The 24,447-nt window shown below is 47.3% G+C and carries 15 protein-coding genes; 8 read left to right on the top strand and 7 right to left on the bottom strand.

From position 1 onward, the window contains the following. The first annotated feature begins 2 nt into the window (after positions 1–2). The 6 genes from ACFPK9_RS05570 (at position 3) to ACFPK9_RS05545 (ending at position 12,424) form a co-directional block, all read left to right on the top strand. Entirely contained in the window at positions 3–449 is a 447-nt protein-coding gene (locus ACFPK9_RS05570) for a hypothetical protein (RefSeq protein ID WP_377093834.1), read from the top strand. 35 nt (positions 450–484) lie between these two features. Next, a complete protein-coding gene (locus tag ACFPK9_RS05565; protein WP_377093833.1) occupies positions 485–7,363 on the top strand; it encodes a toxin TcdB middle/N-terminal domain-containing protein in 6,879 nt (2,292 codons plus the stop codon). A 7-nt stretch (positions 7,364–7,370) separates the two neighbouring features. Then, on the top strand, positions 7,371–7,802 hold the full coding sequence (locus tag ACFPK9_RS05560) for a hypothetical protein (RefSeq protein WP_377093832.1): 432 nt from the start codon (positions 7,371–7,373) through the stop codon (positions 7,800–7,802). An 88-nt stretch (positions 7,803–7,890) separates the two neighbouring features. Then, positions 7,891–9,123, top strand: a complete 1,233-nt coding sequence (locus ACFPK9_RS05555; protein ID WP_377096563.1) for an IS256 family transposase — start codon at positions 7,891–7,893, stop codon at positions 9,121–9,123. 45 nt (positions 9,124–9,168) lie between these two features. Then, positions 9,169–9,975: a transposase gene (locus tag ACFPK9_RS05550; RefSeq protein ID WP_377093831.1), complete on the top strand. Its 807-nt coding sequence runs from the start codon at positions 9,169–9,171 to the stop codon at positions 9,973–9,975. 439 nt (positions 9,976–10,414) lie between these two features. Beyond that, a complete protein-coding gene (locus tag ACFPK9_RS05545) occupies positions 10,415–12,424 on the top strand; it encodes an ATP-dependent DNA helicase (RefSeq protein WP_377093830.1) in 2,010 nt (669 codons plus the stop codon). A gap of 38 nt (positions 12,425–12,462) precedes the next feature. On the opposite strand, the gene ACFPK9_RS05540 is transcribed toward ACFPK9_RS05545, so the two are convergent. Next, positions 12,463–13,164: a type I 3-dehydroquinate dehydratase gene (locus ACFPK9_RS05540; protein ID WP_377093829.1), complete on the bottom strand. Its 702-nt coding sequence runs from the start codon at positions 13,162–13,164 to the stop codon at positions 12,463–12,465. A gap of 241 nt (positions 13,165–13,405) precedes the next feature. Between ACFPK9_RS05540 and lipA the strand changes: the two genes are divergently transcribed. Then, positions 13,406–14,437 carry a lipoyl synthase gene (gene lipA, locus ACFPK9_RS05535; protein WP_377096561.1) on the top strand — a complete coding sequence of 344 codons (1,032 nt, stop codon included), beginning with the start codon at positions 13,406–13,408 and terminating at the stop codon, positions 14,435–14,437. 75 nt (positions 14,438–14,512) lie between these two features. Here the strand turns inward: lipA and tyrS are convergent, their stop codons facing one another. The 6 genes from tyrS to ACFPK9_RS05505 form a co-directional block, all read right to left on the bottom strand. Continuing rightward, on the bottom strand, positions 14,513–15,682 hold the full coding sequence (gene tyrS, locus ACFPK9_RS05530) for a tyrosine--tRNA ligase (RefSeq protein WP_377093828.1): 1,170 nt from the start codon (positions 15,680–15,682) through the stop codon (positions 14,513–14,515). A gap of 84 nt (positions 15,683–15,766) precedes the next feature. Further along, positions 15,767–16,381: an imidazole glycerol phosphate synthase subunit HisH gene (hisH, locus tag ACFPK9_RS05525; RefSeq protein ID WP_377093827.1), complete on the bottom strand. Its 615-nt coding sequence runs from the start codon at positions 16,379–16,381 to the stop codon at positions 15,767–15,769. A 43-nt stretch (positions 16,382–16,424) separates the two neighbouring features. After that, complete coding sequence (gene hisB / locus ACFPK9_RS05520; protein ID WP_377093826.1) at positions 16,425–17,009, bottom strand: imidazoleglycerol-phosphate dehydratase HisB; 585 nt, start codon at positions 17,007–17,009, stop codon at positions 16,425–16,427. An 88-nt stretch (positions 17,010–17,097) separates the two neighbouring features. Then, the gene (locus ACFPK9_RS05515) at positions 17,098–18,411 is read right to left on the bottom strand and encodes a PTPDL family protein (RefSeq protein WP_377093825.1); all 1,314 of its coding nucleotides are present in this window, start codon (positions 18,409–18,411) and stop codon (positions 17,098–17,100) included. Then, positions 18,404–21,325: a M16 family metallopeptidase gene (locus ACFPK9_RS05510; RefSeq protein WP_377093824.1), complete on the bottom strand. Its 2,922-nt coding sequence runs from the start codon at positions 21,323–21,325 to the stop codon at positions 18,404–18,406. Before ACFPK9_RS05510 ends, ACFPK9_RS05515 begins: the two co-directional genes overlap by 8 nt. 75 nt (positions 21,326–21,400) lie before the next feature. Next, positions 21,401–22,027 carry a type II secretion system protein gene (locus ACFPK9_RS05505; RefSeq protein ID WP_377093823.1) on the bottom strand — a complete coding sequence of 209 codons (627 nt, stop codon included), beginning with the start codon at positions 22,025–22,027 and terminating at the stop codon, positions 21,401–21,403. 161 nt (positions 22,028–22,188) lie between these two features. Here ACFPK9_RS05505 and rnr point away from each other — a divergent pair, with 161 nt between their 5' ends. Then, on the top strand, positions 22,189–24,441 hold the full coding sequence (gene rnr, locus ACFPK9_RS05500; RefSeq protein WP_377093822.1) for a ribonuclease R: 2,253 nt from the start codon (positions 22,189–22,191) through the stop codon (positions 24,439–24,441). Positions 24,442–24,447: the final 6 nt, after the last annotated feature.

Raw genomic sequence — 24,447 nt, 5'->3', positions numbered from 1 at the left:
AGATGAGTAAAATCAAAGGATTGTCTTTATTACTGCTGGGGCTTGGTGCTTTTACAATTTTTTGTATATTTATCAATGGATGGGTAAAAGAGCGCAAAGATCGTCGTGCCATTACCATAGAAGCGACTTCTAAGTCCGCCGAAGATGAGTTTGTTGGTGATCTACTCAACAATAGTACACAGCTTGATGCTATTCAAGATTCTCAGACTGGAGGAGGTAGTCCCGCACCGACTACTACAATATCTAACACCCCGATCTTGCAGAAGCAGTGGGAAAGTGAACCTGCTCCAAACCTCAACGACGAGACCGAAGTCAGCGAAGAAATTCAGCGCAGCCTAGAGGCTAGTGCTTCTCTTCGGGAACCGAAGTATACAGATCCTAAATCTGAATATAACTCAGAATTTTTTAAAAAGTTCCGTGCGATGCGAGATGCTCGCCTGAAGAAATAAGTTAATTCATTTTCTAATTATAGATATCTATTTCAATGAAGCGTATTAATGTTTTAGCCATAGTGGCATATCTTTTTACATCCACACTTTGGGGCGAAAATCTTGTAGGCTCACTAGGGGGAGAGCTTAACGTGACCAACACAGGCGCCGCGACTTATTCATTACCGATTTCAGTTATTGATGGTGTTGCAGGTATGGCTCCTAACTTATCCATTGATTACGATAGCACTTCAGGAAACGGGCTATTGGGAAAAGGTTTCACTATTGGAGGGCTCTCTTCTATAACGCGGATGGCTACTAGCATGGATGTGGATGGGTATCATGATGGTATCGACTTCGACGATAATGATCGTTTTGCATTAGATGGTCAGCGTCTCGTGTGTATTAGTGGAACTTATGGACTAGACAATTCTGAGTATGCCACTGAGATTGACAGTTTTGTTAAGGTGACAGCGTATGGGCAATCCCAGAGCGGTCCAAAGTACTTTGTTGTTCAAACGAAAGAAGGGCTTACGAAGTATTATGGACAAACTAATGCAAGTTCCTTAGTATTTAATACAAGTGGACACCCTGATAAGGGGGCAAAACTAACCTGGTTGTTAGACAAGATTGAAGATAGTTCGGGGAATAGCATTACCTTTACTTATTCTCAAGACCCAAGCTCTGAGCTCCGCTATATTTCGGGAATTCAATATGGTTCCGCTTCTCACCGCTTGGGGGTAGTGTTTGTTACTGAAGCAAGAGCTGATAAAATTCCACACTATGTGAGTGGCACCGACTTCAGTCTCTCACGTAGATTGCGAGCCATTCAAGTTACTAATGGCGGAATCATAAGTCACCAATATGTTTTGGAGTACACAAACGCCCCTCTTCCTGAAGTGAGTAAACTGGAGGCAATTGAATATAGGGACTTCTCTACAGGCAAGACAATGGCAACCAGCTTTGAGTGGCAAGAGAACACCAGATCAAAGACCTTTCAGCCCCGAGAAAAATGGTATACTTTCCAAAGTGAGGCAGAGGCCTATATTCAAAATAGGTCTGATGCGGGTCATATCTATGCAGATTTAATAGATATGGATGGTGATGGTCTGTTAGACCGCGTGTACAAAGATCACCCAACTCTGGGAGGCGGTATTTATGTAGCGCGTAACATTTCGTCTCTAAACTCTAGTAATGGTAACGGCTTCGCCGCAGCGGAAAGATGGTTTTACAGTTCTTCAAAGGATGAGCAAAATAGGCTTGTCTGGACTAATGACTCCAATATTTGCAGCATGATGGTAGATGTGAACGGTGATGGTTTAATTGATAAGATTGATCATTGCGATTATGCGAATGGTTTAGATTACGGATTGTGGGTCTCTCTAAACACTGGCAATGGATTTTCTCAGAAATCAAAATGGCTGTCTTATGCTGAAGGACAATATGCATACCCGAGAATCACAGACGGTTTCCAGATATACGGTGATCTCATTGATATGAATGGAGATGGACTGGTTGATAGAGTGTCTCATTATAACCCTACTGCGTCAGGAAATAAGTACGGTATGTGGGTGTATCTCAATCAAGGGAACCATTTTGGTGCTGCTCAAAGATGGTTTACTTGTGAAAATGAAGCTCCTGAACAGGCCAGGATTGAGTGGGTGTCAGATTCAGACACACTTTCGAAATTAATAGATATAAATGGAGATGGCTTGCCAGATAAGTTAGATCATCGGAATTACGCCGTAGATAATGGTTACGGGATCTGGGTATCTGTAAACAATGGATCAGGTTTTGAGCCCATGAAACTATGGTTAGCTACTTCAGATGGATCTGAGTCAGATATTCAACACCGCTCAGGAGGTTCATCTATACGCAGAGACTTAGTCGATATGAATGGTGACGGACTGGTAGATCGTGTTGTGTACAGCTATGGTGGATCAGAGGGTTTGTGGGTTCATCTTAACACTGGCAATGGGTTTGAAAATACTCCAAAGCTCTGGTTTAAGAGTGATAGGTCAGAGCAAAATTTTGTCGAATGGGTTTTAGACTCGGATGTCGTATCTCGTCTTGTCGATATGAATGGTGATGGTCTAGTAGATAAAGTGAATCATTGTAAATACTCGACTACTAATGGAGACGATTACGGAATATGGGTTTCAATCAACAACGGAAGTGGTTTTAATCAAATGCAGAAATGGTTGAATACAGGGCTTAATTCTGAGTCTGATTTGAAGGAGGTGAACGGGAATAATACGAGACGTGATTTAGTCGATATAAATGGTGATGGGTTATTAGATAGGGTCTCCTATTATAACAATTCTAGCTCATCAAATGAATATGGTCTCTGGGTAAACCTTAACAAAGGGGATGGTTTCGAATCAAATGCTAGAAGGTGGTTATATAGTTCATTTGATGAGCAGAATTATCCACTGTGGGTGTCCAATTCATCAACAAGAAGTAAGCTTGTTGACATCAATGGTGATGGATTATTGGATAAAATAGATCATCGGAATTATGAGAACTCAAATGACTTTGGTCTTCACGTTTCGCTCAATGCTAACAAACCCGCAGCTATCACAAAAATCACCAGTAGTATGGGTGTAGAAACTAAGATTGTATACAGTCCACTAACGGATCTCACAATTTATTCTCAGATCGAGCATGATGCCTTGCCTCCTATCGTCTCAATGCCTACGAAAATGTTGGCTGTATCGGCGGTTCTTAAAGATTCAGGAACTCTAAATAGTGCTGGAGAGAAAATTTTCTATGAAACCAGTTATACATACAGTGACGCGAAATTTCATACGCGAGGGAGAGGTTTTCTAGGGTTTCGGATATTTTTATCTAGAGATGAAGTGACGGGACTCGCACGGACTGAAATGGTGAGGCACGATTTCCCATACACAGGTATGGTTATTTCCTCGAGCACTGAGCATTGGGCGACTGGACAGATTCTCAGTCGTACGGAAAACACCTTGGACGCCAAGGTTCTCAATGGTGGTAAAACTCTTTTTCCCTACTTCAAGAAATCTGAAGAATGGAAGGCGGAATTTAATCCTGGGGTGACGATATATCACGAACCTCAATCTGAGATTCTGGAGTACATGGAAGCCAACGCCTACGGCCACACCACCACCACCAACGACTTTGACTCTCATGGCAATAACATCAAGATTGTTATGGATTTTGGCGATGGTTATAAGCAGACCACTGTCAACCAATACGCTTACGACGATGTATCCAAGTGGTACATTGGCCGCCTTTCCAAGGCCACAGTGACATCTGTCGCCCCAGACACTACAGATCAGAACGAGACCATCGTACGCAGCTCCTCATTCACTTATGATACTAAGGGGCTCTTGCATACGGAGACGGTTGAGTCTGGCAATGCTCTCGCAGTGACTACTACCTACACGCGGGACAACCAGGGGCGCGTGATAAAGACCACAGTAGATCCAGCCGATGGCTCAGCTATAATCACCTCGGAAAGTAGTAATCTAGATCCCTCTGGCCGTTTTTATCTCACCTCAGAAAATGCCTATGGGCATGCCAGTCACGTCACCTATGATAAGTACGGTCGTCTTGCCACCGCCACGGACCCGAATGGTCTCACCACCAGCTATGAGTATGATGAACTCGGTCGTGTCACCCGCGAAGACCGCCCTGACGGAACCTGGACCACAACGAGCTATACCCATGATACCTCGGTCACTGTTAGTGGCTCAGGCACTTCAAGCTATATCCGTTCCGCATACAAGGTCACCATCAACAGCAGTGCTGCGCCGCAGTCCGTCACTTGGTATGATGCGCAGGCGCGTCCTATCCGCACCGCCTCGCAGGACTTTGATGGCAATTGGGTCTACCAAGACACCTACTACAATGAAAAAGGCCAGACCGTATCAGTTTCAGAAAATTACTATTGGGGTGACAGCAAGCGCTGGACAACCACTCTTTATGATGAGCTTGGCCGCTCTTACCTTGCTACTGCACCCGATGGCACTCAGATGAAGACCGTCTACAATGGCCGTACGACCACCACTATCAATAACTACGTCGAAGGCTCCAGTGACAAGGATAAGAATCAGACCACCGTCACCATCCTGAATGCCAAAGGCAAGGCCGCCTCAGTCACCTCCTACAATGATGCGAATCAAGCCCTCGTGCTGCAATACCGTTACGATGGTGTCGGCAACATCCTTGAGACTGAGGACTCTGAAGGCAATGTCACCAAGATGGTCTACGACAAGCTTGGTAATCAGATCGAACTCCATGACCCGAGTATGGGCATTTGGGAATATGCATACAATGCACTCGGCCAGCTCACCGAGACTGAAGACGCGATTGGCAATACCACCACCAAGACCTATGATGACCTCGGCCGTGTGACTCAGGAAGTGGTCGACACCGTCGATAGCACGATTCCCACCCTCACGCGCGATTTCTATTACGATGGCGTGGGTGGAGCAAACTACCGCAAGTACGGCGCACTCTATCTCGAAAAATCCTCAGACGGCTTCCGCCGCATGCACTACTACGATGATCTCAACCGCGAGTTCCTCACTGTGCAGAAGATCGAAGGCCGCTGGTTCTATCAGCAAACAGACTTTGACCAGTACTCGCGCCCGATTCGTCTCACGCATTACTGGCGCCCACCTTCGCTCGATGATGCCCTGAAGACCCACTACCGTGCGTGGTACTCACACTCGCAGGAGACGGTGTACAATAGCCGCAGCTTCGTCACCGAAGTACGCGATAGCAATGGTAAGACCTGGTGGAGTGACCCAGAGTACAATGTGGATGGTCAGCTCGTCAGCTACCTCGCGGGCAATGGCCTAAAAACCACTAATGTCTATGATGCAGACAGCCAGCTGCTCGAGCGTATTTATGTAAAAAATGGCTCTACCACCGTCTTCGACCATTCCTACACCATCAATAAAGTCGGTAACCTCACCCGCCGCACTGATAACAAGAATGGCCTCGGTGAGACCTTCACCTTCGATCGCCTCAATCGCATGCGCTCTTCAAAAGTAGATGGAGAGAATGCGGTTTGGTCTTCCTATGATGATCTCGGAAATATCCAGTCGCGTGGAGGTGTGGGCAGCTATAGTTACACAGGCTCCAGCCCCTTCCGGGTCACGTCTGCAGGTGGACGCAGCTTCCTCTATGATGCCAATGGCGCGATCACCCAAGTTACCGGCTCCTCCACAGGCGAAATCAAGTGGGCCGGTTTCCACAAGCCACTGCACATGGAAGTCGCAGACAAGCGTTCTACCTTTGGCTATGACTCCGGCAACAACCGCGTCACCCAGACCCGCCAGGAATACGATCAGGGCACTTGGCTCGACAAGACCCGCAAGACCTACGTCGGCGCCCTCTTCGAGCAAGAACACCAGTGGAACTATGATCACGCCACTCCGAAGTGGGATATCTCCTACACCCGTATCTATATCTCCACCCCAGCCGGTGTCATCGGCTCATGGGTGAAAAAGGCAGACTTGGACCTGCCAGAAGAAAACTACTTCCACCGCGATCACCTCGGCTCCGTCATCGCCATCACCGACAAAGATCGCACGATCTCCAAAGAATTTAGCTACGATGCCTGGGGCCGCGCGCGTGATGCCTCTGACTGGGCCGGCTTTATCAATGCCGAGCGCGACTCCGCCACCGACCGTGGCTTCACCGGCCACGAAATGCTCGATGGTCTAGGACTCATCCACATGAATGGGCGCATCTATGACCCTATTCTCGGCCGCTTCCTCAGCGCCGACCCGAACATTCAGAGTCCTAGTAATCTGCAGAACTACAATCGTTATTCCTACGTGCTGAACAATCCCATCAGCATGACCGACCCCTCTGGCTTCTTCTTCAAGAAGCTCTTTAAGAAGATTAAATCCTTTGTGAAGACCTACTGGAAGACGATTGTCTCGACAGTGCTTTCAGCGTTCTTAGGACCAATCGCTGTCGCTCTTTTCCAGATCACAGTGTCAGCGATTGAAGGTGGCTTGAAAGGGGCTCTGATCACTACGGCGAGTATTGCGCTGACCATGGGGATAGCTCAAGGAGCTGGACCTAAAGAAAGTTTGTTCGTCAACCCAGCAAAAGAAGTTGTTCGGGCCACAGCACATGGTGTGACCCAAGGGGGAATAGCTGAGTTGAGTGGAGGTGATTTCGGCGATGGTTTTGTTTCAGGATTTTCAGGTTCGATTGCCGGCTCATTAATGAAGGGGTCCTCAATAGATGGAGCTGGATCTGATAAACTTATTGCACGTACTGCAGTTGCTGCAGTTGCGGGAGGAATGGCCGCCGAAATTACTGGAGGAAGCTTCATTAATGGTGCGCATACTGCTGCGTTTGTCCATCTATTGAATAATGAAGCATCGAGACAAATACAGAGAATGAAATTAGAGGCACTGGAAGAAAAGATTCGACACGGCCTGTCTAAGAATAAAAAGGGAGATCCTTTTTTTATTAGCACATCAGAATTTAAGAAGCTGATGTACCTCAATTACTTGAGGGTGAGAGATATGGATGTTTCTGATATGACCTCAAGTGAATTTACAGATTATATAGGGTCGAAAGCGAATGATAATGTAATATTTTTCCCATATGCGTCTACTAGATTCATAATAGGTGATAATAATTTGCAGGATGTTGGAGGTAACATAAATTATCTTGTGATTGGAATGGCTTTTGCCGCTAGGGGTGATAAGGGGTCATTTACCATGTACTCTGCCTCAAATGTGAATATGACGAGTGCTATAATGGTTTATAATACTTACTCTGCTATTTCTGGAGCGGTTGGATTGACGAATCACTCAGTGGGTCATAACCTAGATCAGGCTTTTTTGGGTTCAGCCCAATCTTGGTCGCAGACTGGATTCAGATATTACAAAGAAAACAACGAAGCGCGAAAAGAAATGGACAAGTGGTAATAGGCAAATGGTTAAAGTTTTCAAAATAGTTTTACTTTTAATACTACTATCTACATTACTCCTTTTGGGTGTGTTTTTTTTAGTTGATCAAGAACGAAGTGAGTTTATCTCGGACGATGTTTGGCGTTCTGAGGTTACAGAATGGTTCATAGCAAACCGCTCAGTCATTGATAGTGCGTCACCTAGGGATTTGGGTGTGTATGATATGCGTAATTCTTCCCTTAGAGAAGATTTGGAGGAGCTTCTTGGCGAATCAGTATTCAATATTCTAATTTACAGGGTGAATGGGGATCTTTGTGCTGTAAAGGTGCTTTCTACAAATCGGCTGGACTTTGTATATTTCTATGAAAATTTTGATTTAAGTTTAATTCAGTTGTCTCCATATGAGAAAGTATCGTATGAAAATTTTCCTTTTTTTCAATTGCATCTAACGAAATGATTTATAGTTTTAATATAAAGGGATGACCTTTCATATAAAAGGACAGACAATATCCAGAGAAAGACTTTGCCATAAACCTCTCAGCGTGATGGCGAGTGCCAAGTCTGAGATGATCCGAATTGATGCCAGTGAACTAAAAAATGACCTACAAGGTTTGGTTCGTGGTACTGTCGAAGACACACTCAACGGATTGTTGGATAAAGAAGCTGAGATGATCTGCAAAGCTGGCCGTTATCAGCGCAGTGATAGTCGCCAGGCTCAGCGTAACGGTAAGTACGAGAGCAAGCTCGTCACTCAAGCTGGAGAGGTGAAGCTGCAAGTACCCAAGTTACGTGGTGCTAGTTTTGAAACTCAAATCATCGAACGTTATCGTCGTCGCGAAAGCAGCGTCGAGGAAAGCCTTGTAGAAATGTATTTAGCAGGCGTAAGTGTGCGCCGAGTCGAGGACATCACTGAAGCCCTTTGGGGCGAGAGAGTAAGTCCTTCAAGTATTAGCCGCTTGAATGAGAAAATATACGAGCAAATAGAAGACTGGCGAACTCGCCCTCTAGAAGAGAGTTATCCCTATGTATTTATGGATGGCATTTGGTTAAAACGAAGCTGGGGAGGACAAGTCGAGAACATCAGTGTGCTCATTGCAGTAGGTGTGAATGAACAGGGACGGCGCGAAGTCATTGGTGTCTCTGAAGGGCTTAAAGAAAGTACGGAGAGCTGGAAGCAATTACTACAGTCGCTCTGGCAACGTGGAGTCAAGTCAATGAGACTTGTGGTCAGCGATGCTGGAGCAGGTTTAAAGTCAGCTCTGCCTGAAGTTTATCCACATGCCAAACAGCAACGCTGCGTCTTCCATTTTCATCGTAACATTCTAGATGCTGTTCCACGCGCAAAACGCGAAGAAGTAGCAGTGAGGCTTAAAGCGATTCATGCGATGGAAAGTGCGGCAGCAAGCCTTGAGAAAGCTAGATTAATCATAGCTTGGCTGCGTGAGCAAAAGCTGAGTAAGGCAGCCAGAATCTTAGAAAAGGGTATCGAGGAAACCTTAGAATACCATCGCTTCCCGCGAGAGCATCATCGAAGCCTGCGAACCAATAATATGCTAGAGCGGATTATGAAGGAAATCCGTCGTCGTACTCGAGTTGTAGGAAGCTTCCCAGATGGAAAAAGTGCTCTGATGTTAGTCTGCGCGAGATTAAGGCATATTAGTAGTAAGAGCTGGCCAGAAGAACGTAGTTATCTGGATATGGCACGCCTGAGAGAAATAGATGTAGAAGATGAGCACAAAAGCATCGATCAGGAGAACTTGACGAATCTGAATAAGTAAAAGAGAACCGAAACCAACCAATCGTCTGAGTGGCCAAAAACTAATTTGCGAAAGATTCGGCACACAACCCTGTATGATGCGGAGCACGTGGGGATGGTGCGCGAGCAGTTAGAACTGTTAGCTGCATCCACTACTGAGGCGGGACGGCTGGCTTATCAGGAATTACGCGAGCGCTACACGCGTAGGATGTGGGATCTCGGGCATTTCATGAAGACACTGAAGCAGCGGTTTTCGAGTTGGTATAATAAAAAACACCAGCGGAAAGGCACACTGTGGGAAGCGCGTTACAAGAGTGTGCTGGTGGAGAATGGCTATGCGGCAAGGACGATGGCGGCCTATATAGACCTCAATCCTGTCCGAGCAGGGATGGTGCTTGATCCGAAAGACTACCGTTGGTGCAGTTATGCCGAGGCGGTGGCAGGTGGCAAGCTGGCGCGGAATGGAATCATGCGCGTGATCAGTGAAATGGAGAGTGACATGGCGGCTGACGGCTGGGCTGGATCGCGGAGTATTGAAAAATATGACTGGCGCAATGTGGCAGGAAGGTACAGGCTGATACTATATGAGGATGGAGCTAGCTTTGGTGTGGCGGAGGCTGATGCGAGGAGGTCGACGAAGAAGCGCAGAGGGTTTAGTGAAGCCGAGCTTGAGAAAGAGCTTGAGCGGGAGGGAAGGTTGAGTGTTTCGGCAGTGCTGGGGTGCAAGTCACGGTATTTTATTGATAGTGCTGTGTTGGGAAGCAAGAGCAGGGTGAATGGAGTGATTGATGATCTAAAGGGGAACTACCTCAGTAAAAATCGCAAGATGGGTGGGAGCCGGCCAAGAGATAACTTGCGCAGCAGTGGTCTGTGATCGCTTATGCAGTTGGGGATGGGTCAAGTGTCTTGTTCGAATTCTCTGATGCAGTGGTTTGCGTCAAGTTGTGCGGTGCCAATGGACGATCTCGGAAGTAGGGATAAGACAGCAACTCTGCTGGGCATTTAGGGATGAACGCCCCTGCCAGCGTAGGGTAGATTGGTGTTTATGGTGGTTCAGAGTGTCGAAGGTCAGAAAGTCACCTGTCATTGCGAGCAAAGTCTGGTGACTTTGAAATGGTTGGAGCATCGCGTTCAGGCGATGCTTCAATGACCTGAGACTGAGAGACCTTCGACAGTGTGGGGGGGCTAAGACGGTTTAAGAGTGCTTGAGTTCATGGATTTTAGTGACAGCGAAAGCGTCAGTGCCTGGTTATAGATGTGTCATTTGTTTCGGTTGCTAGTCGTTGGGGAATAGTCTACAGAAATGGGCTGGAATGATTGCGTTTGTAGAAGGAACTGGGTCAGGGGCTTGTGAGGGGCTGGCAGATGAGATTCACGGGATATTTTCCGAGAATGGTCTGTTGTCGCAGTCTCCTGATTTTGCCTATCGCCCTCAACAGCAAGAAATGGCGACTGAAGTGGCGAGTGCGCTGGAGCAATCGCGTGTGCTGACTGTGGAAGCTGGCACTGGGGTGGGGAAGTCTCTGGCTTATCTTATCCCAGCCGTGAAGTACGCGCTGGAATCTGGGAAAAAGGCGGTGATCTCGACGCATACGATCAACTTGCAAGAGCAATTGACCGGGAAAGATATTCCGATTGTTAAGAAGCTGCTAGGTGTTGATTTCGATGCGGTTTTATTAAAGGGGAGGCAGAATTATGTGTGTCCGCTGCGATTGAGGATCGCAATGGATTCGAAGGGGGATTTGTTCACGACGAGTGAAGTGGAGGAATTAAAAGAGATTTGGGACTGGGCCGAGGGAACTACGGACGGGACGCTCAGCGAATTAGATTTCCGGCCATCGCCAAAAGTATGGAGTCAGGTTTGCAGCGAGGCGCATATTTGCACGCCGCGAACTTGCGGAACCAGAGGTAATTGCTTTTACCAAAAAGCACGTCGCCGTGTGGAGAAGGCGAATGTGGTAGTGGTGAATCACACGCTTTTCTTTTCCTTGCTGGATTCTGTGGTTGAGGAACGTGACGAGCGAGATATGGGATACATTTTTCCGAATGATTTTGTGATTTTCGATGAGGCTCATACTTTGGAAGAAGTGGCAGCGAACCAACTTGGCTTGCGCTTGAGTCAATCTGGCTTGCGTTTTGATGTTTCTCGGCTCTACAACCCGCGCAACAAAAAAGGGCTGTTGAAGCAGTTGCGAAGTGGTGAGGGAATTCAAGCTGCTGAGGATTTGTTAGAGCGGGCGCAGGACTTTTTTGATGAACTGGCTGAGAGCATCCAGTTCGGACAATTTTCTAAAGAAAGTCGCGTGCGAGAGCCTGAGATTGTCGACAATACTCTGGCCGAACCCTTGCGTAAGCTGTGGAATGTGATCGAGGATGAAGCGGAGAAGTTAGAGAAAGAGTCGGCCACGCGAAAGGAACTGATGGATGGGGCGAGACGCTTGCGCGAGGTGCACGGAACCTTACGCCTATTTCTCGATCAGACTGATGAAGAGAGTGTTTATTGGGTTGAGAAAGGTGGGCGCGATGGCGATGTGCTTAGTTTACGATCTGCTCCTATCAATATAGCGGATAGATTGCGTGATGCGATGTTTGGTAAGGGGCGGACATGCATCCTAACGAGCGCGACATTAAGCGCGGGTGAGGAAGATATGAGTTATTTTCGGAGGCGCGTGGGGGCAGAGAAGTCAAAGGCGGTTCAGATCGGTAGTCCCTTTGACTATCAAAAGCAGATGGAGGTCTATGTGATGCAGGCGATGCCTGATCCAGGCACACCAAAATACGAAGAAGCTCTGGTGCACTGGATTAGCAGAGTGCTAAAGTATACAGAGGGCAAAGCCTTCGTTCTTTTTACGAGTTATAAAGTGATGCGCAATGTGGCGGATGCGATGGAGGACTATTTCGATGAAATGGGATGGCGTCTACTCGTGCAAGGTGACGGCACGCCACGCCATAAGATGGTCGATATTTTCCGTAAGGACACGCACAGTGTTTTGTTCGGAACGGATAGCTTTTGGGCTGGGGTGGATGTGCCCGGCGAGTCTTTGAGTAATGTGATCGTGACGCGTTTGCCATTTTCAGTGCCTGACCATCCGGTTGTGCAATCGAAGATCGAAGCGATTGAAGCCGAAGGAGGGAATGCCTTTATGGACTACTCTGTGCCTGAAGCGGTGATCAAGTTGCGCCAAGGGGTAGGAAGACTAATTCGGTCTGAAAAAGATTCAGGAGTGGTGGTTATTCTCGACAATCGCGTGGTGACGAAGCGCTACGGGAAGATGTTCCTCAAAGCACTTCCCGATGCTCCAGTCAAAATAGTGAAGCAATAATCTAAAAGTGGGTGACTCGTTGACGCGGGTTCCGCTGATTAGAAAGGCTTGCTCGCACGGATGGCTTGGCTGAGTAAGCTGGCGGGCCATTGGCCTGGGGCTGTCTCTTTATCGCCAAGGTATCCGTAATTTAGCAAGGAACCCAGTTGGGAATAGAGGACGCGTGAGACAGGTGCGAGGCTACCCATGCCCATGAGTGAGATTGCGATCGAGTGGCCTTCTTGCATGAGTGTGGCGCAGCGATACATATCTTCCACGCTGTTGTGGTGGACTGCGATTTTCACCATATCAGCACCGAGGTCGAGAGCGTGTTTCACTTTGTCGCGGAGGAAATCTGTGTCTGGAGTTTTTTTGAAGTCATGAAATGAAGCGACGACGAGGGCGCCATTGGTGCGCGCTTGCTCAGCTGCAGTTGCCATCTCAGCGAGGTTGGCGAGTTCGATGTCGACGAAAGTAGCCAGTGGCGAAAGTCCGCCAATAAGCTGGTTACGCTGGTCAGTGGTGAGTTCCGCGAGACCGCCTTCTGAAGTGCATCGAGCAGTGATGAGTGTCTGGAGTTGGCTAGATTTGAGCTTGATGAGGGTGTCGCGGACTTGGCCGAGATTGCGCAAGAGTCCATCAAGGCGGAATTCGATGATTTCACATTCATCCGCAGAAAATGGGTGATCGAGGAGTGAAGGGTCAGCGATGGAGCCCACGGTTTTTGGTCCTTGGGGCATACTTGGGTGGCTGCGATTCATGCTCATAGTTGCGGGTCGTAGATGGTAAAAGTGATGGGGCTAGAGGGCTTCTTTCTAAGAACGTAGTGGTGAATCGCAGATTTTCGAATGCGGTGCAACTTAGTTTTCATTTTAGGAGCGAAGGAATAGAAAGGTGGATGAATTTTCTTCATGATGAGCGGGTGTGTATCTTATTGAATGTGTGTTGAGATGGACAAAAATAGCCTTTGTTTTCTGAAAAATCATGCATACGTTCCGCGGCATGAGCTGCAATGCTGGACCAAGAATGAAGATGGACCCTACGCTCCACACGGACAAGAAACCGTCGTGGATTAAAGTGCGTCTCCCTAACAATCCTGTATTCTGGGACACAAAGTCGATGGTTAAGGATCTTAACCTGGTGACAGTCTGCGAAGAAGCGCAGTGCCCGAACCGTTGGGAATGCTGGGGGCAGGGAACTGCGACTTTCATGATTGCTGGTGAGAAATGCACTCGTGCGTGTGGATTCTGTGCAGTGAAGACTGCTCGTCCTGATCCTCTCGAAGATGATGAGCCGCAACGTGTAGCTGAAGCGACACGTCGAATGAAGCTCAAGCACGTAGTGATTACTGCGGTTGCTCGTGACGATCTAAAGGACGGTGGCGCTGAACACTTTAAGAAAGTGATTACTGAGATTCGCGCAGTGAACCCAGGCATTATCATTGAGGTGCTCGTTCCCGATTTTAACGACCGCGACTGGGCTTTGCAGATGGTGATGGATGCACGTCCTCACATTTTCAACCACAACCTTGAAACAGTGGAACGTCTTACACCATTGGTACGTTCCCGCGCGAAGTACTGGCGATCACTTGCTGTTCTCAAGAAATCGAGTGAAATGGTGGATGGCAAGGTGGCTGTGAAATCTGGTTTGATGCTTGGTCTCGGTGAGACGCAGGAAGAGATCGAGAAAGCGATGGATGATCTTCTGGATCATAACGTGACTGTACTCACTCTCGGTCAGTATCTTCGTCCGACTCCACGTCACTTGCCAGTGGTTGAGTACATCACTCCTGAGAAGTTTGATGAATTGAAGGAGATCGCTCTAGCTAAAGGTTTCCGTCACGTGGCTTCAGGGCCGTTGGTGCGTTCATCCTACCATGCAGCAGATTTCCGTCCGGAGCTGGATGTTGTGGACGATATTGAAGCCGCGCTCAGAGGTACGTCAGATCTAGAGCTCAAGCCAAGTGATCTTGCGATTCCACCGGCGAAAGCCGATGTCTTTCAAGCGACCTTGAATCAAGAGGCTGCTCAGTAAGTTTTATTAGATTATACCAATAAAAAAAGCGCTCCGAATTGAGCGCTTTTTTTGTTGGATTGAGATTGAGCTAGTCTAGCTGAACTTGACTGTATGCTTTTTCGATAAGCGCAGGATATCACCGGCCTTTGGTGTGATTTCAGCATTTGGGTCGGTGAGTTTTTCACCGTTGAGCTGGATGGCACCGGGAAGGATGGCTTGCTTTTTCAGCTCGCCGTTAGACTTCTTGATGTTGAAGCCAATTTGGAAAGCGTTAGATGCTAGGCTTAGAACCGTGAGGTCAGCTGGGAAATCAGTGAGAGAAACATCGGTAGCGCCAGCACCTTGATCGCCTTTTGAACGATCGAGCCATTGTTGGACAGCATCGGCTGCAGAAGCTTCGTCGTGGTAGCGAGCGGTGATGCGGCGTGCGAGTTCGAGTTTTGCATCGCGTGGATGCTGTGATTCATCGCGCTTTGTGCCGAGAAGCATGAGGTAGTATTTGTCCATGAGTTCATCGGAGATGCTCATGAGCTTGTTGACCATTTCAGGGGCTGGCTCGGAAACTCCAACGTAGTTTTTGGAGGATTTGGACATTTTCTTCACGCCATCGAGCCCTTCAAGGAGCGGCATGAGCATGACGACTTGCTGTGGAAGGCCTTCTTCCTTTTGCAGATCACGACCAACGAGGATATTGAAAAGCTGATCAGTTCCGCCGATTTCGACATCGGATTTAACTACGACAGAATCCCAGCCTTGCATAATCGGGTATTGAATTTCGTGAAGGCGGACTTCTTTCCCTTCGCCGAGGCGGGACTTGAAGTCTTCGCGTTGGAGCATTTGTTGCATGGTGACGCGACCATTGAGCTTAAGCACTTGGTCGTAGGTCATTTTGTTGAACCAATCACCATTATAGACGACTTCGGTTTTCTCTGGATCGAGGATTTTGAAGGCTTGAGTGGTGTAGGTTTCGGCATTGGAGAGAACTTCTTCGCGGGTGATTGGTGGACGTGCAGCGGAGCGGCCGGTTGGGTCGCCAACCGTAGCGGTGAAGTCGCCGATGATGAGAACTGCGGTATGACCAAGTTCTTGAAATTGGCGCAATTTTTCGATGGCGACAGTGTGTCCGAGATGGATGTCTGGAGCTGTGGGGTCGACACCGAGTTTGATGCGGAGTGGACGGCCGAGCTCGAGTTTCTCAGCGAGTTCTTTTTCTGAAAGGACTTTGGCGGTTCCGCCGATGAGTTGTTCTAGTGCAGATGACATCTAAAATGTTGAGTGATGAATGTTTAATTTTAAATTACTTTTGGCTCTGTGTTTTTGTCAGAGCTGCCGCGCATTAAATTTAGCTTAGAGAGTTAGGAAATTTTTGAGGAGTTGGAGGCCAGCGTGCTGGGATTTCTCAGGGTGGAACTGGGTTCCAATGAGATTGCCGCGAGTGACGGTTCCGTGAAAGGTTTGCGTGCCGTAGGTGGTGACACCAGCGACGACTTCGGAGTTTTCCGCCTTTGGAAAATAGGAATGGACGTAATAAAAATACGGTTCTTTGCTCATGCCTTTCCACATGGCGTGGTCTGGGTTTTGTGGGGTGACGCCATTCCAGCCCATGTGTGGAATCTTAAGACCGTCTTCGTGTTGAAATCTGACATTTTGGCCTTTGAAAATGCCAAGCCCTGCAGCTGATGGTGATTCTTCACTGCCTTCGAAAAGGAGTTGATAGCCAACACAAATACCGAGGAATGGCTTGTTTGCTGCAATCCATTCCTTAATAGGTGGAGTCATGGCCGAAGCTTCGAGTTTGCGCGAGCAATCGCCAAATTCACCTTGGCCTGGAAGCACAAGATGGGTGAGTCCGTCGAGTTCTTCAGGGGTGGTGATGAGTTTGGCTTCAGCGCCGAGTGCGTGAAAGGCATTGAGGACGCTTTGGAGGTTACCAGCGCCGTAGTCGATAATTCCTACGTTCATAACTGTATAGTGTTATGTTTTAAGTGTGATGTGTTAGGAATAGTTAGAGGACTTCCTTCGTACTTGGTATGCCAGTGACACGTGGGTCATTTTCCATGGCGCTACGGAGTGCTCGGGCGAGTCCTTTGAAGAGTGACTCAGCAATGTGGTGGCCGTCGCGACCGTAGAGGACTTCTGCGTGGATGTTGGCCCGCAGGTTCGAGGCGATAGCGCGGAAAAATTCTTCTACGAGCGTGAATGGAAAATTCTGAGCATCTGGTGTGCCTTCTGGAAATTTGAACTCGAGGTGTGGTCGATTTGAGAGGTCGACAACGACACGTGAGAGAGTTTCATCCATTGGCAGGTAGGAATGGCCGTAGCGAGCGATGCCGTTTTTATCGCCAAGTGCTTGTTTGAGGCATTCGCCAATGACGATAGCGGTGTCTTCGACAGTGTGGTGGTAGTCGACTTCTATGTCGCCATCTACTGTGACATCAAGATCGATAAGACCATGGCGCGAAAAGGCTGTGAGCATGTGATCGAAAAAGGGGATGCCTGTATCGATTTTTCCTTCGCCCGAGCCGTCGATATTGAGGCTGAGCAGGATCTTGGTCTCAGCGGTGTCGCGCTTCTGTGATGCTGTTCTCATAGTTCGTGCGGCTAGTGTGCTTGAGAGCTGGGGAAGATCAACCCAAAAGAAATGGCGATCTCAAGAAGGAGATCGCCATTTGTGAGTGTTAGTTACTTGTTGGGTTGAGCTGTTTTAAAACTTCATTTACTTGCTCTTCTTTTATGCCAAGCCCTGTGGCTTTTTTGAGTTTTTCTTCAGCAGTGAGATTGGCATCTTCGGCCGCTTCTTCGGCTTTGCGTTTTTTCTCAGCTGCTATTTGTGCAGCTTTACGCTGTTCTGCACGTTCTTGAGCTAGCTGTTCCTTGAGCTTTCTTTTTGCTTCAGCTAGTTCATTGCGTCGTTGCTCATTGAGTTCTTTCTGAGTGGCTATTTCTAGTTCGAGCTGTTCATTAATGGGGTCGATGTAGCTATCAGGCACATCAGCTCTTCTGAGTTCTTTAAGGATGTCTTTGGTTTTATCTAGCTCAATTTTATCAAGTGAACTAAGTGCTGAGCGATATAGTTCTCCTGCGTCGACTGAGCTGGCTTGAGAAAGCTTTTTAATTCTAGTTTTTTCACGCTCAAGGTTGCTAATGGCTTTTTCAGCAGTTTCTGGGTGAAAGCGATTCAGTGGGAGCCACTTTGATTTGCGATCATTGGCGCGAGTAAGCTTGGCTTGGTAGATGCGTTCTTCTTCGGCAAGCGATTGTCTCACGCGTGCTCGATCTGATGGAGGGAGGCGGTCAAGTGTGGTATCACGTTTTTCTTGAATTGATTCACTGTTGGCAATGATGCTTCTCGCTTGTTTCTCATATTGGGAAATAAGCTGCGCTGCGTGTTTTATAGCAGCTTTAAATGGTTTAGTGTTGAGAAACTTTTCTTCAAGATTTTCGAATTGTTCAAAGGCTTCATCGAGGTTCCGCTCTGTCTTAAATTCTTTAAGCGCCAAGTAAGCATCTATCTCATAGGAATTATAGGATTGCTCATCTTCGGAGAGAAACTTTCCGTTCAGTTTAACTGCGCCTTGTTTGACGAGCTCGAGTTCTTTGAGGAGGGTTTCGCGGATTTCTTTGACCTTTCTACGATACCGGGAGGTGGGGTAGTTACGTAAGAATGGGTCAATTTGGTTCTCAATGGCTCGCTGATAATCTTGCTCGCTGAGGAGGTCAGGAGTGGGGGTGAGTTCACTCAATTTTTCGTATTCATCTCCAGAAGTGTCTTCTTTTTTGATGGATTCGACATCTGACTTTTTGACGGCTATTTCGTTACGTATACCGGGCTTAACCTCAACAAGAAGGTAATAGGTGTCTTCTGTTTGATAGGATATTTTGCCGTTGTGCGTATCACCATTTTTTAAAGTGAATATTTCGGCGTTAGCTGAGCTAAGTGTGACGAGTGTTATGCCTGTGAGGAGGGCTAAGGCGCTATTGTTTTTAATCATTGGTAGGTAGGGTCTTAGGTGTAATGGTTACCAGGGCGCTATTGTTTGCTGTTAGAAACTTTTGAGCTAGCGCATTTATTTCGTCGAGGGAAATTTTTGAGTAATCGGCGTCACGGTTGCGTGCAGCCTCTAATTTATCGGGGAATTGTTGAGAGCGGTCGAGGACGGTATTGAGCCAGTATGAGTTTTGGCGGAGAGACTTTTCGAGGAGGCCGAGTCGTGGTTTAAGGATGCGGTCGAATTCGTCTTGCGTGGCGCCATTTTGTGCAAGCTCGTCTGCGAGCTCTCTGATAATGTTACTTACTTTTTTCGTATTACTTGGGCTGCCTGGGCTGTAGGCCATGATCATGCCGTAGTTTTTGAATGTTTGGGACAGGTTCGACGTAGCAAATGGGCTGTAGGCTTCACCTAGTTTCTCACGCAGTTCGACGCGCATACGTTCATCGAGGATTGCGGAGAGGATGCTCATTCTTCGGAGTTTTTTTACATCTCGGTCAGTGGCGTCATCGGTTTTCCATAAGACGATAGCGATGGCTTTTTCGATTTCGCTTTCGAATGTGAAGGTTTTTTCTGTAGGAGTTTCAGGTAGGGTAAGAGTGCGTTTTTCGATAGGGATAGCGTTCTTATCTTCATGTGACGGCAGCGCTCCTAAAGTTTTTGATAATGCGGAGACAAGTGCTGGTTCTTGGAAATCGCCTACGATGGAGATTTCGATAGTCTTATTTGTAAGCTGCGGCATTATCCATTGCTTGACTTGATCTGTGGTGAGGGCTTGTGCTTGTTCAAGGCTTGGGAAAGTAAAGCGTGGGTCATCACCTGAGAACCATTGGGTCATTTTTGCCATGGGTCCCTGTTCTGTGTGAGTGAGCTGCGCGTAGAGGTTCGGAAGCATGGCGTCGAACTGGCGCTCAGCTTCAGGGCGGAATCCTGGGTCTGTAAGGTAGGCGGTGAGCAGCTGAAGTTGTAGTTCAAGGTCTTCTGGTGTGGTGCTGCCGTTGAGGGTAAATGCATCATCTGAGATTCCGAAATTAACGCCGACGTTACGACCTGCTAGGATTGATTTTAGGTCTTCAGATGAATGGTTGCCGAGCCCGCCGTTAACGAAGATGGAGCCAGCGAGGGTGTCGAGTCCTGGTTGGTCGAGCGGCATGCCTGCTTTACCCGTTCCGAAGCTAGCGACCATAGAGATAGAGTTCTTGTCAAAGTCAGTTTTTTTCCAATTCACTTTAACCCCATTGGCAAAGGTAAATTGATGAACATCGAGGTCTTTGATGTGGATGTCGTTTTGGATTTCAGTTGGTTCACCAAAGTCGATATAAGAGAACTGTCCGGCTTTTTTATTGGTGGGGGCTTCGAGAGCGACTCCATCTTGGAATTTATAAATTTCCTTCAGTTCCTTGGTGGCTGAGTCCGATGCTTTCTGGGTGCTGAGAATGAGGTGTGCATCGAGCTTCTCCATGGGGGCGTGTTCCCAGTAGTGTTTGAACGCATCGCTGACGTCTTTAACAGTGAGTTTGGCGAGGTTTTCCTCGAGCACTTCGAGGTCGACTTCGGGCGTGGAATATACTGAATCTGTGTGAGCGTGTTCGGTGAGGTTTGATGCAATGTTGTCAGATTTTCTAGTGGGAGCAGTTTTGACAGCTTGTTGGTAGTTATTGATGAGCGCGGCAACGACTTCATCGTATTCTGATTGGGTGAAGCCGAAGAGGCAGGCTCGTCTAAATTCATTTTCAAGAACCGGTAGCGCTGATTTCCAGTCGTTATTGATTGCAGTGACTTCGATGCTAGCCATTTCTAGTTCACGGAAAAGCACGTAGTGGGTGGCTGATCCTGAAGTGATAGTGGCATTTTCCTGTTTGGCTATTTTTGAGAATCGTCGGTTAAGAATCGCGTTGGCGATATTCATTTTCAAGCTGTCGAAGCGCTTCTTTTTGCTGTCAGTGCGGTAGCTGTGAGGTTTCGATTTGACGATTGAGATTTCAGTTTCAGTGAGTTCTTTATCGGTGAATACTGAGACTTGAAAACCTGAGGGTGTCGAAATGTCGCCGATAGAGGGTTTGGAACCTGGCTTAGCAGGGTTTTTCATTGGGCTAAAAGTGTCGATGATGCGCTGTTCCGCAGCTGCTATATCAATGTCTCCGACGTAGACAAATGTCATTTTTTCCGGTGTATAAAAGCGAGTGTAGAAATCGACAAAACGCTCACGTGGAGCAGACTCGATGACGTCGAGTTTGCCGATGGGGAGGCGTTTTCCTAGTAATGAGTTCGGGAAGAGTGTGTCGATCTGTTTTTCGAACATGCGAAGGCCAACGGAATCTCTGGAGGTTTTTTCAGCTACAATGACTCCGCGCTCTTCCTCAATTTCTTTCGATTCTAACAATGCCCCATCAGCAAAATCACCCATGACAGCGAAGCCGAGATCGAGTGTGTCTTTTTCAATGTTAGGGAGGTCTAGCATATAGACGGTTTCATCGAAAGAGGTGTAGGCATTAGCGTGCGCTCCGAATGCGATTCCGAGGCGTTGCATTTGGGGAATGAGTTTACTGGCGTCAGGAAAGTGTTTGGTGCCATTGAAAACCATGTGTTCTAGAAAATGGGCGAGACCGCGTTGGTCATCGGCTTCATTAAGCGAACCAGCATCTACGTGCAGACGCATACTTACACGATTAGGGGGCAGTGGGTTTTTACAGATGATATAGCGCATTCCATTCTCCAGGGAGCCATAGAGGACTTTTGGGTCTGCGGGGATATCGGAGTTCTCATGAGCCCAATCTCTAGCGGTACCTTCCGCTTGAGAGGTGTCTGATTTAGCAACTTTGGTAGGAGCGGTCGTTTGAGGTTCTTTTTTTGCGAGTACTGCACCACAGACGATAGCCACGCCCAGAGAACAAAGCAGAGGAGTTGATTTTTTCATGCGCGAGATTAACTGATAGAAATGGAAAAGCACGTGACTTGGTCACGTGCTATGTGGGTTAGGATGGAATGTTTTTTAGAATGAGGTGACGTCGTCGTTAGGGTCGTCTTTGTCAGTAGTACCTTCATAAAATTTTTCATTAGGACCTTCTGATCCAGCAACCGCAACTCTACGGATGACCAAGGGCTTACCATTGTTGTCGGTGTGACCACTGAAGGGTGTATTAGCTAAATCGATTTTATTGTCACCAGTATAATCGATGATCAGTGTAATGTTTTGTCCAAATGGGTCTCTAAGTCCAGGGGGCATTCCTCTACTGCTAGGCTCATATGCAATGCCGTCAACACCGTTTTCAGCTTCTTGATAGTTAAAAAATTCTAGGTTGTTTGGGTTGATGTCGGATGAACCTTCTTCACCCATAAGGATTGTAATTAAATCGAGAAGAGTATCGTCTTCGTAGATGACGACACCATCGTTCGTTTCAACATACGGAAGATAGTCGTATTTTTGTTCAAATTGTTCGACTGCAAAAATGAGATCATTAGCGAGTTTGTTGCCTGCTTGAATGCGAGAGTCTTTAATCGTGTTCATAATCGGGCCGTAGGAAATGGCGGCCAGGGAGGCGATGATCACAATGACTACGAGAAGTTCGATGAGCGAGAAACCGTTTTTGGATTTAGAGATATGCGTAGGATTTTTCATGTCGAAAGGCTGTGTAATAACTATCGATGGCAGGAAAAATGTGGTTCGGCAACACCGCAGTTTACGAAAAATGAAATAGAGGGGAACTGAGGTGTGTGAATGGGGTTGTGAGCTGATGTAGCAAGATTCCTGTGGAAACTTGTCTTGCGGGAAGTAGTTAGATGACACAATGTGGTGTTATGAATGATTTGCGCAAGCAGTTGCTAAAGTTAATGCAAGGGAAGAGTTACCGGCCGATGAATAAGTCGGAATTAGCGCGCAATTTGGGGATTGATAGTTCGGAGCGTCGAGAGTTGAGGATTCAGCTTACGAAGTTAGAAAAAGAGGGGAGGGTCGTGATCGGGGCGAAGAGCCGCTATAAATTACGCGAAACAGCTTTAGTGCAGTTGGTCGGTATTTTGAGGTATCAACCGAATGGTAATGCATGGTTCTATCCGACTCAGAGTGATGAGGGTAATCTGGCTACCGGAATGGACATCAAGAAGCATGACCGTGTGTTTGTTGATAATAGAGACATGGGAGTGGCCCTGGATGGAGATTTGGTTCGAGTCAAGATCACAAGAATTGGTGTGCCAAGGTGGAAGCAATACGCAGACAAAGGTAAGAAACAATATGATAAACGGGGGCGTCCTATCAAGTCGAAGGCACAGCCTAAAGAAGATGCGAAGGAAGAAGCTGCAGGTAAGGTGACGAAGGTGTTAGAGCGCAAGAATACCACAATTATCGGTATTTATAGAGAGGAAGGACGGTTTTGTTATGTAGAGCCAGAGATGAAAGGTTTGCCTGGTGGTATTGATTTGTTAGATGCAGGACTAGCAAAGCCGGGCCAATTAGTGGCAGTGGAGATCGTAGAGTGGGCACATCGCAACGCGACTCCAGTCGGCAAAGTGATCAAAGTGATCGGTTATCCTGATGCACCAGGAGTTGATATTATTTCGGTGATTCATAAGCATAATTTACGGGTTGAGTTTGAATCTGAGGTGCAGAAAGAAGCGGATGCGGTATCTGAAGTGATTTCAGATGAAGAATATGCTAGGCGCGAGGACTGGCGTGACAAATTAGTGCTAACTGTGGATCCTGGTGACGCTAAGGATCATGATGATGCGGTGTTAGTGGAGGAGCTTGAAGATGGTTGGAGGCTTGCGGTTCACATTGCCGATGTCTCTCATTACGTGACTCCACATTCGGCGTTAGATAAAGAAGCTCAATTGCGGGGGAACTCCACTTATTTAGTGGATCGGGTTCTTCCTATGTTGCCTGTGAAATTGTCTAACAACGTGTGTAGTTTACGTCTTGGCGTGGACCGACTGACGAAGTGTGCAGTGATGGAGTTCGACCGTAGAGGAGAGCGCAGAAAGGTATATTTCTGTGATGCGGTGATTAATAGTAAGGCGAAGTTGGCTTATGAAGAAGCTCAAGTTCTGATCAAAGGAGACGGCGGTGGAGAAGTGGGCGATGCTATTCGCACTGCGTGGGGATTAGCTGATGTGTTACGCAAAAGACGTTTTGCTCATGGAGCTCTCGATCTAGATTTTCCTGAGGTAAAGGTCGTCTTAGATGAGGAAACGAAGAAGCCGATAGAGATTAAAGAATTGGTCTATGACGAGAGTCACCAGATGATTGAGGAATTCATGCTGGCGGCAAACGAAGCTGTGGCTGTGGAGTTAAAAATGAAGCGTAAGAATGCGGTTCACCGAATCCATGAAGACCCAGATGCGGACAGGCTTAACGAATTTGCTGAGATTGCTCGCATCCACGGGTTCAATGCTGGAGATCTAACAAATAAAAAGCACATTCAAGAATTGCTGAAGCAGGCAAAGGGGAGTGCTGTAGAGCAATCTATAAAGTTAGGCTTATTAAAAAGCCTAAAGCGTGCAGCTTACAGTATAGAAATGTTAGGTCATTACGGCTTGGCCAAGATGGATTATTGTCACTTTACTAGTCCGATTCGGAGGTATGCCGATTTGATTGTTCACCGGGCCCTTCAATCTTTGTTAGTGAATCCTCCAGTTAATCCAGTTAGATTACCGAAGTCGACAAAGCTAGAAGAAATTGCCCAGCATATTTCTGATACTGAGCGCAATAGTGCTGAGGCAGAAAATGCGACGAAGCGGATGAAGATGATGGAGTATCTATTCATGCTCGCGCAGCAGGATGACCCCCCTGTTTTCGAGGCGCTTATTACCGATGTGCGACGCATGGGGATTTTTGTGGAAATCACGAATATGCAGGTAAAAGGACTGGTGAAGAAGGAGGAATTTCCTCAAGGGAGGTGGAATTTCGAGCAAGGGGTGATGGCATTCAGAGATTACCAATCTCAGAACGAGTTACGCTTAGGTCAAAAAGTCAAGGTGAAGATCGCTCGAGTAAATATGGAAAAGCAACTTGTCGATTTTACGATAGTCGTTAGTTAGAAGGAT

Source organism: Rubritalea spongiae (assembly GCF_042652385.1).
GTDB lineage: Bacteria > Verrucomicrobiota > Verrucomicrobiia > Verrucomicrobiales > Akkermansiaceae > Rubritalea > Rubritalea spongiae.
This window is presented reverse-complemented; position numbering and strand designations above follow the sequence as displayed.

Excerpts from the sequence above, each read along its gene's own strand:
- ACFPK9_RS05570 (WP_377093834.1), top strand. The coding sequence starts at position 3 with ATGAGTAAAATCAAAGGATTGTCTTTATTACTGCTGGGGCTTGGTGCT.
- ACFPK9_RS05565 (WP_377093833.1), top strand. The coding sequence starts at position 485 with ATGAAGCGTATTAATGTTTTAGCCATAGTGGCATATCTTTTTACATCC.
- ACFPK9_RS05560 (WP_377093832.1), top strand. The coding sequence starts at position 7,371 with ATGGTTAAAGTTTTCAAAATAGTTTTACTTTTAATACTACTATCTACA.
- ACFPK9_RS05555 (WP_377096563.1), top strand. The coding sequence starts at position 7,891 with ATGGCGAGTGCCAAGTCTGAGATGATCCGAATTGATGCCAGTGAACTA.
- ACFPK9_RS05545 (WP_377093830.1), top strand. The coding sequence starts at position 10,415 with ATGATTGCGTTTGTAGAAGGAACTGGGTCAGGGGCTTGTGAGGGGCTG.
- ACFPK9_RS05540 (WP_377093829.1), bottom strand. The coding sequence starts at position 13,164 with ATGAATCGCAGCCACCCAAGTATGCCCCAAGGACCAAAAACCGTGGGC.
- lipA (WP_377096561.1), top strand. The coding sequence starts at position 13,406 with ATGAGCTGCAATGCTGGACCAAGAATGAAGATGGACCCTACGCTCCAC.
- tyrS (WP_377093828.1), bottom strand. The coding sequence starts at position 15,682 with ATGTCATCTGCACTAGAACAACTCATCGGCGGAACCGCCAAAGTCCTT.
- hisH (WP_377093827.1), bottom strand. The coding sequence starts at position 16,381 with ATGAACGTAGGAATTATCGACTACGGCGCTGGTAACCTCCAAAGCGTC.
- hisB (WP_377093826.1), bottom strand. The coding sequence starts at position 17,009 with ATGAGAACAGCATCACAGAAGCGCGACACCGCTGAGACCAAGATCCTG.
- ACFPK9_RS05515 (WP_377093825.1), bottom strand. The coding sequence starts at position 18,411 with ATGATTAAAAACAATAGCGCCTTAGCCCTCCTCACAGGCATAACACTC.
- ACFPK9_RS05510 (WP_377093824.1), bottom strand. The coding sequence starts at position 21,325 with ATGAAAAAATCAACTCCTCTGCTTTGTTCTCTGGGCGTGGCTATCGTC.
- ACFPK9_RS05505 (WP_377093823.1), bottom strand. The coding sequence starts at position 22,027 with ATGAAAAATCCTACGCATATCTCTAAATCCAAAAACGGTTTCTCGCTC.
- rnr (WP_377093822.1), top strand. The coding sequence starts at position 22,189 with ATGACACAATGTGGTGTTATGAATGATTTGCGCAAGCAGTTGCTAAAG.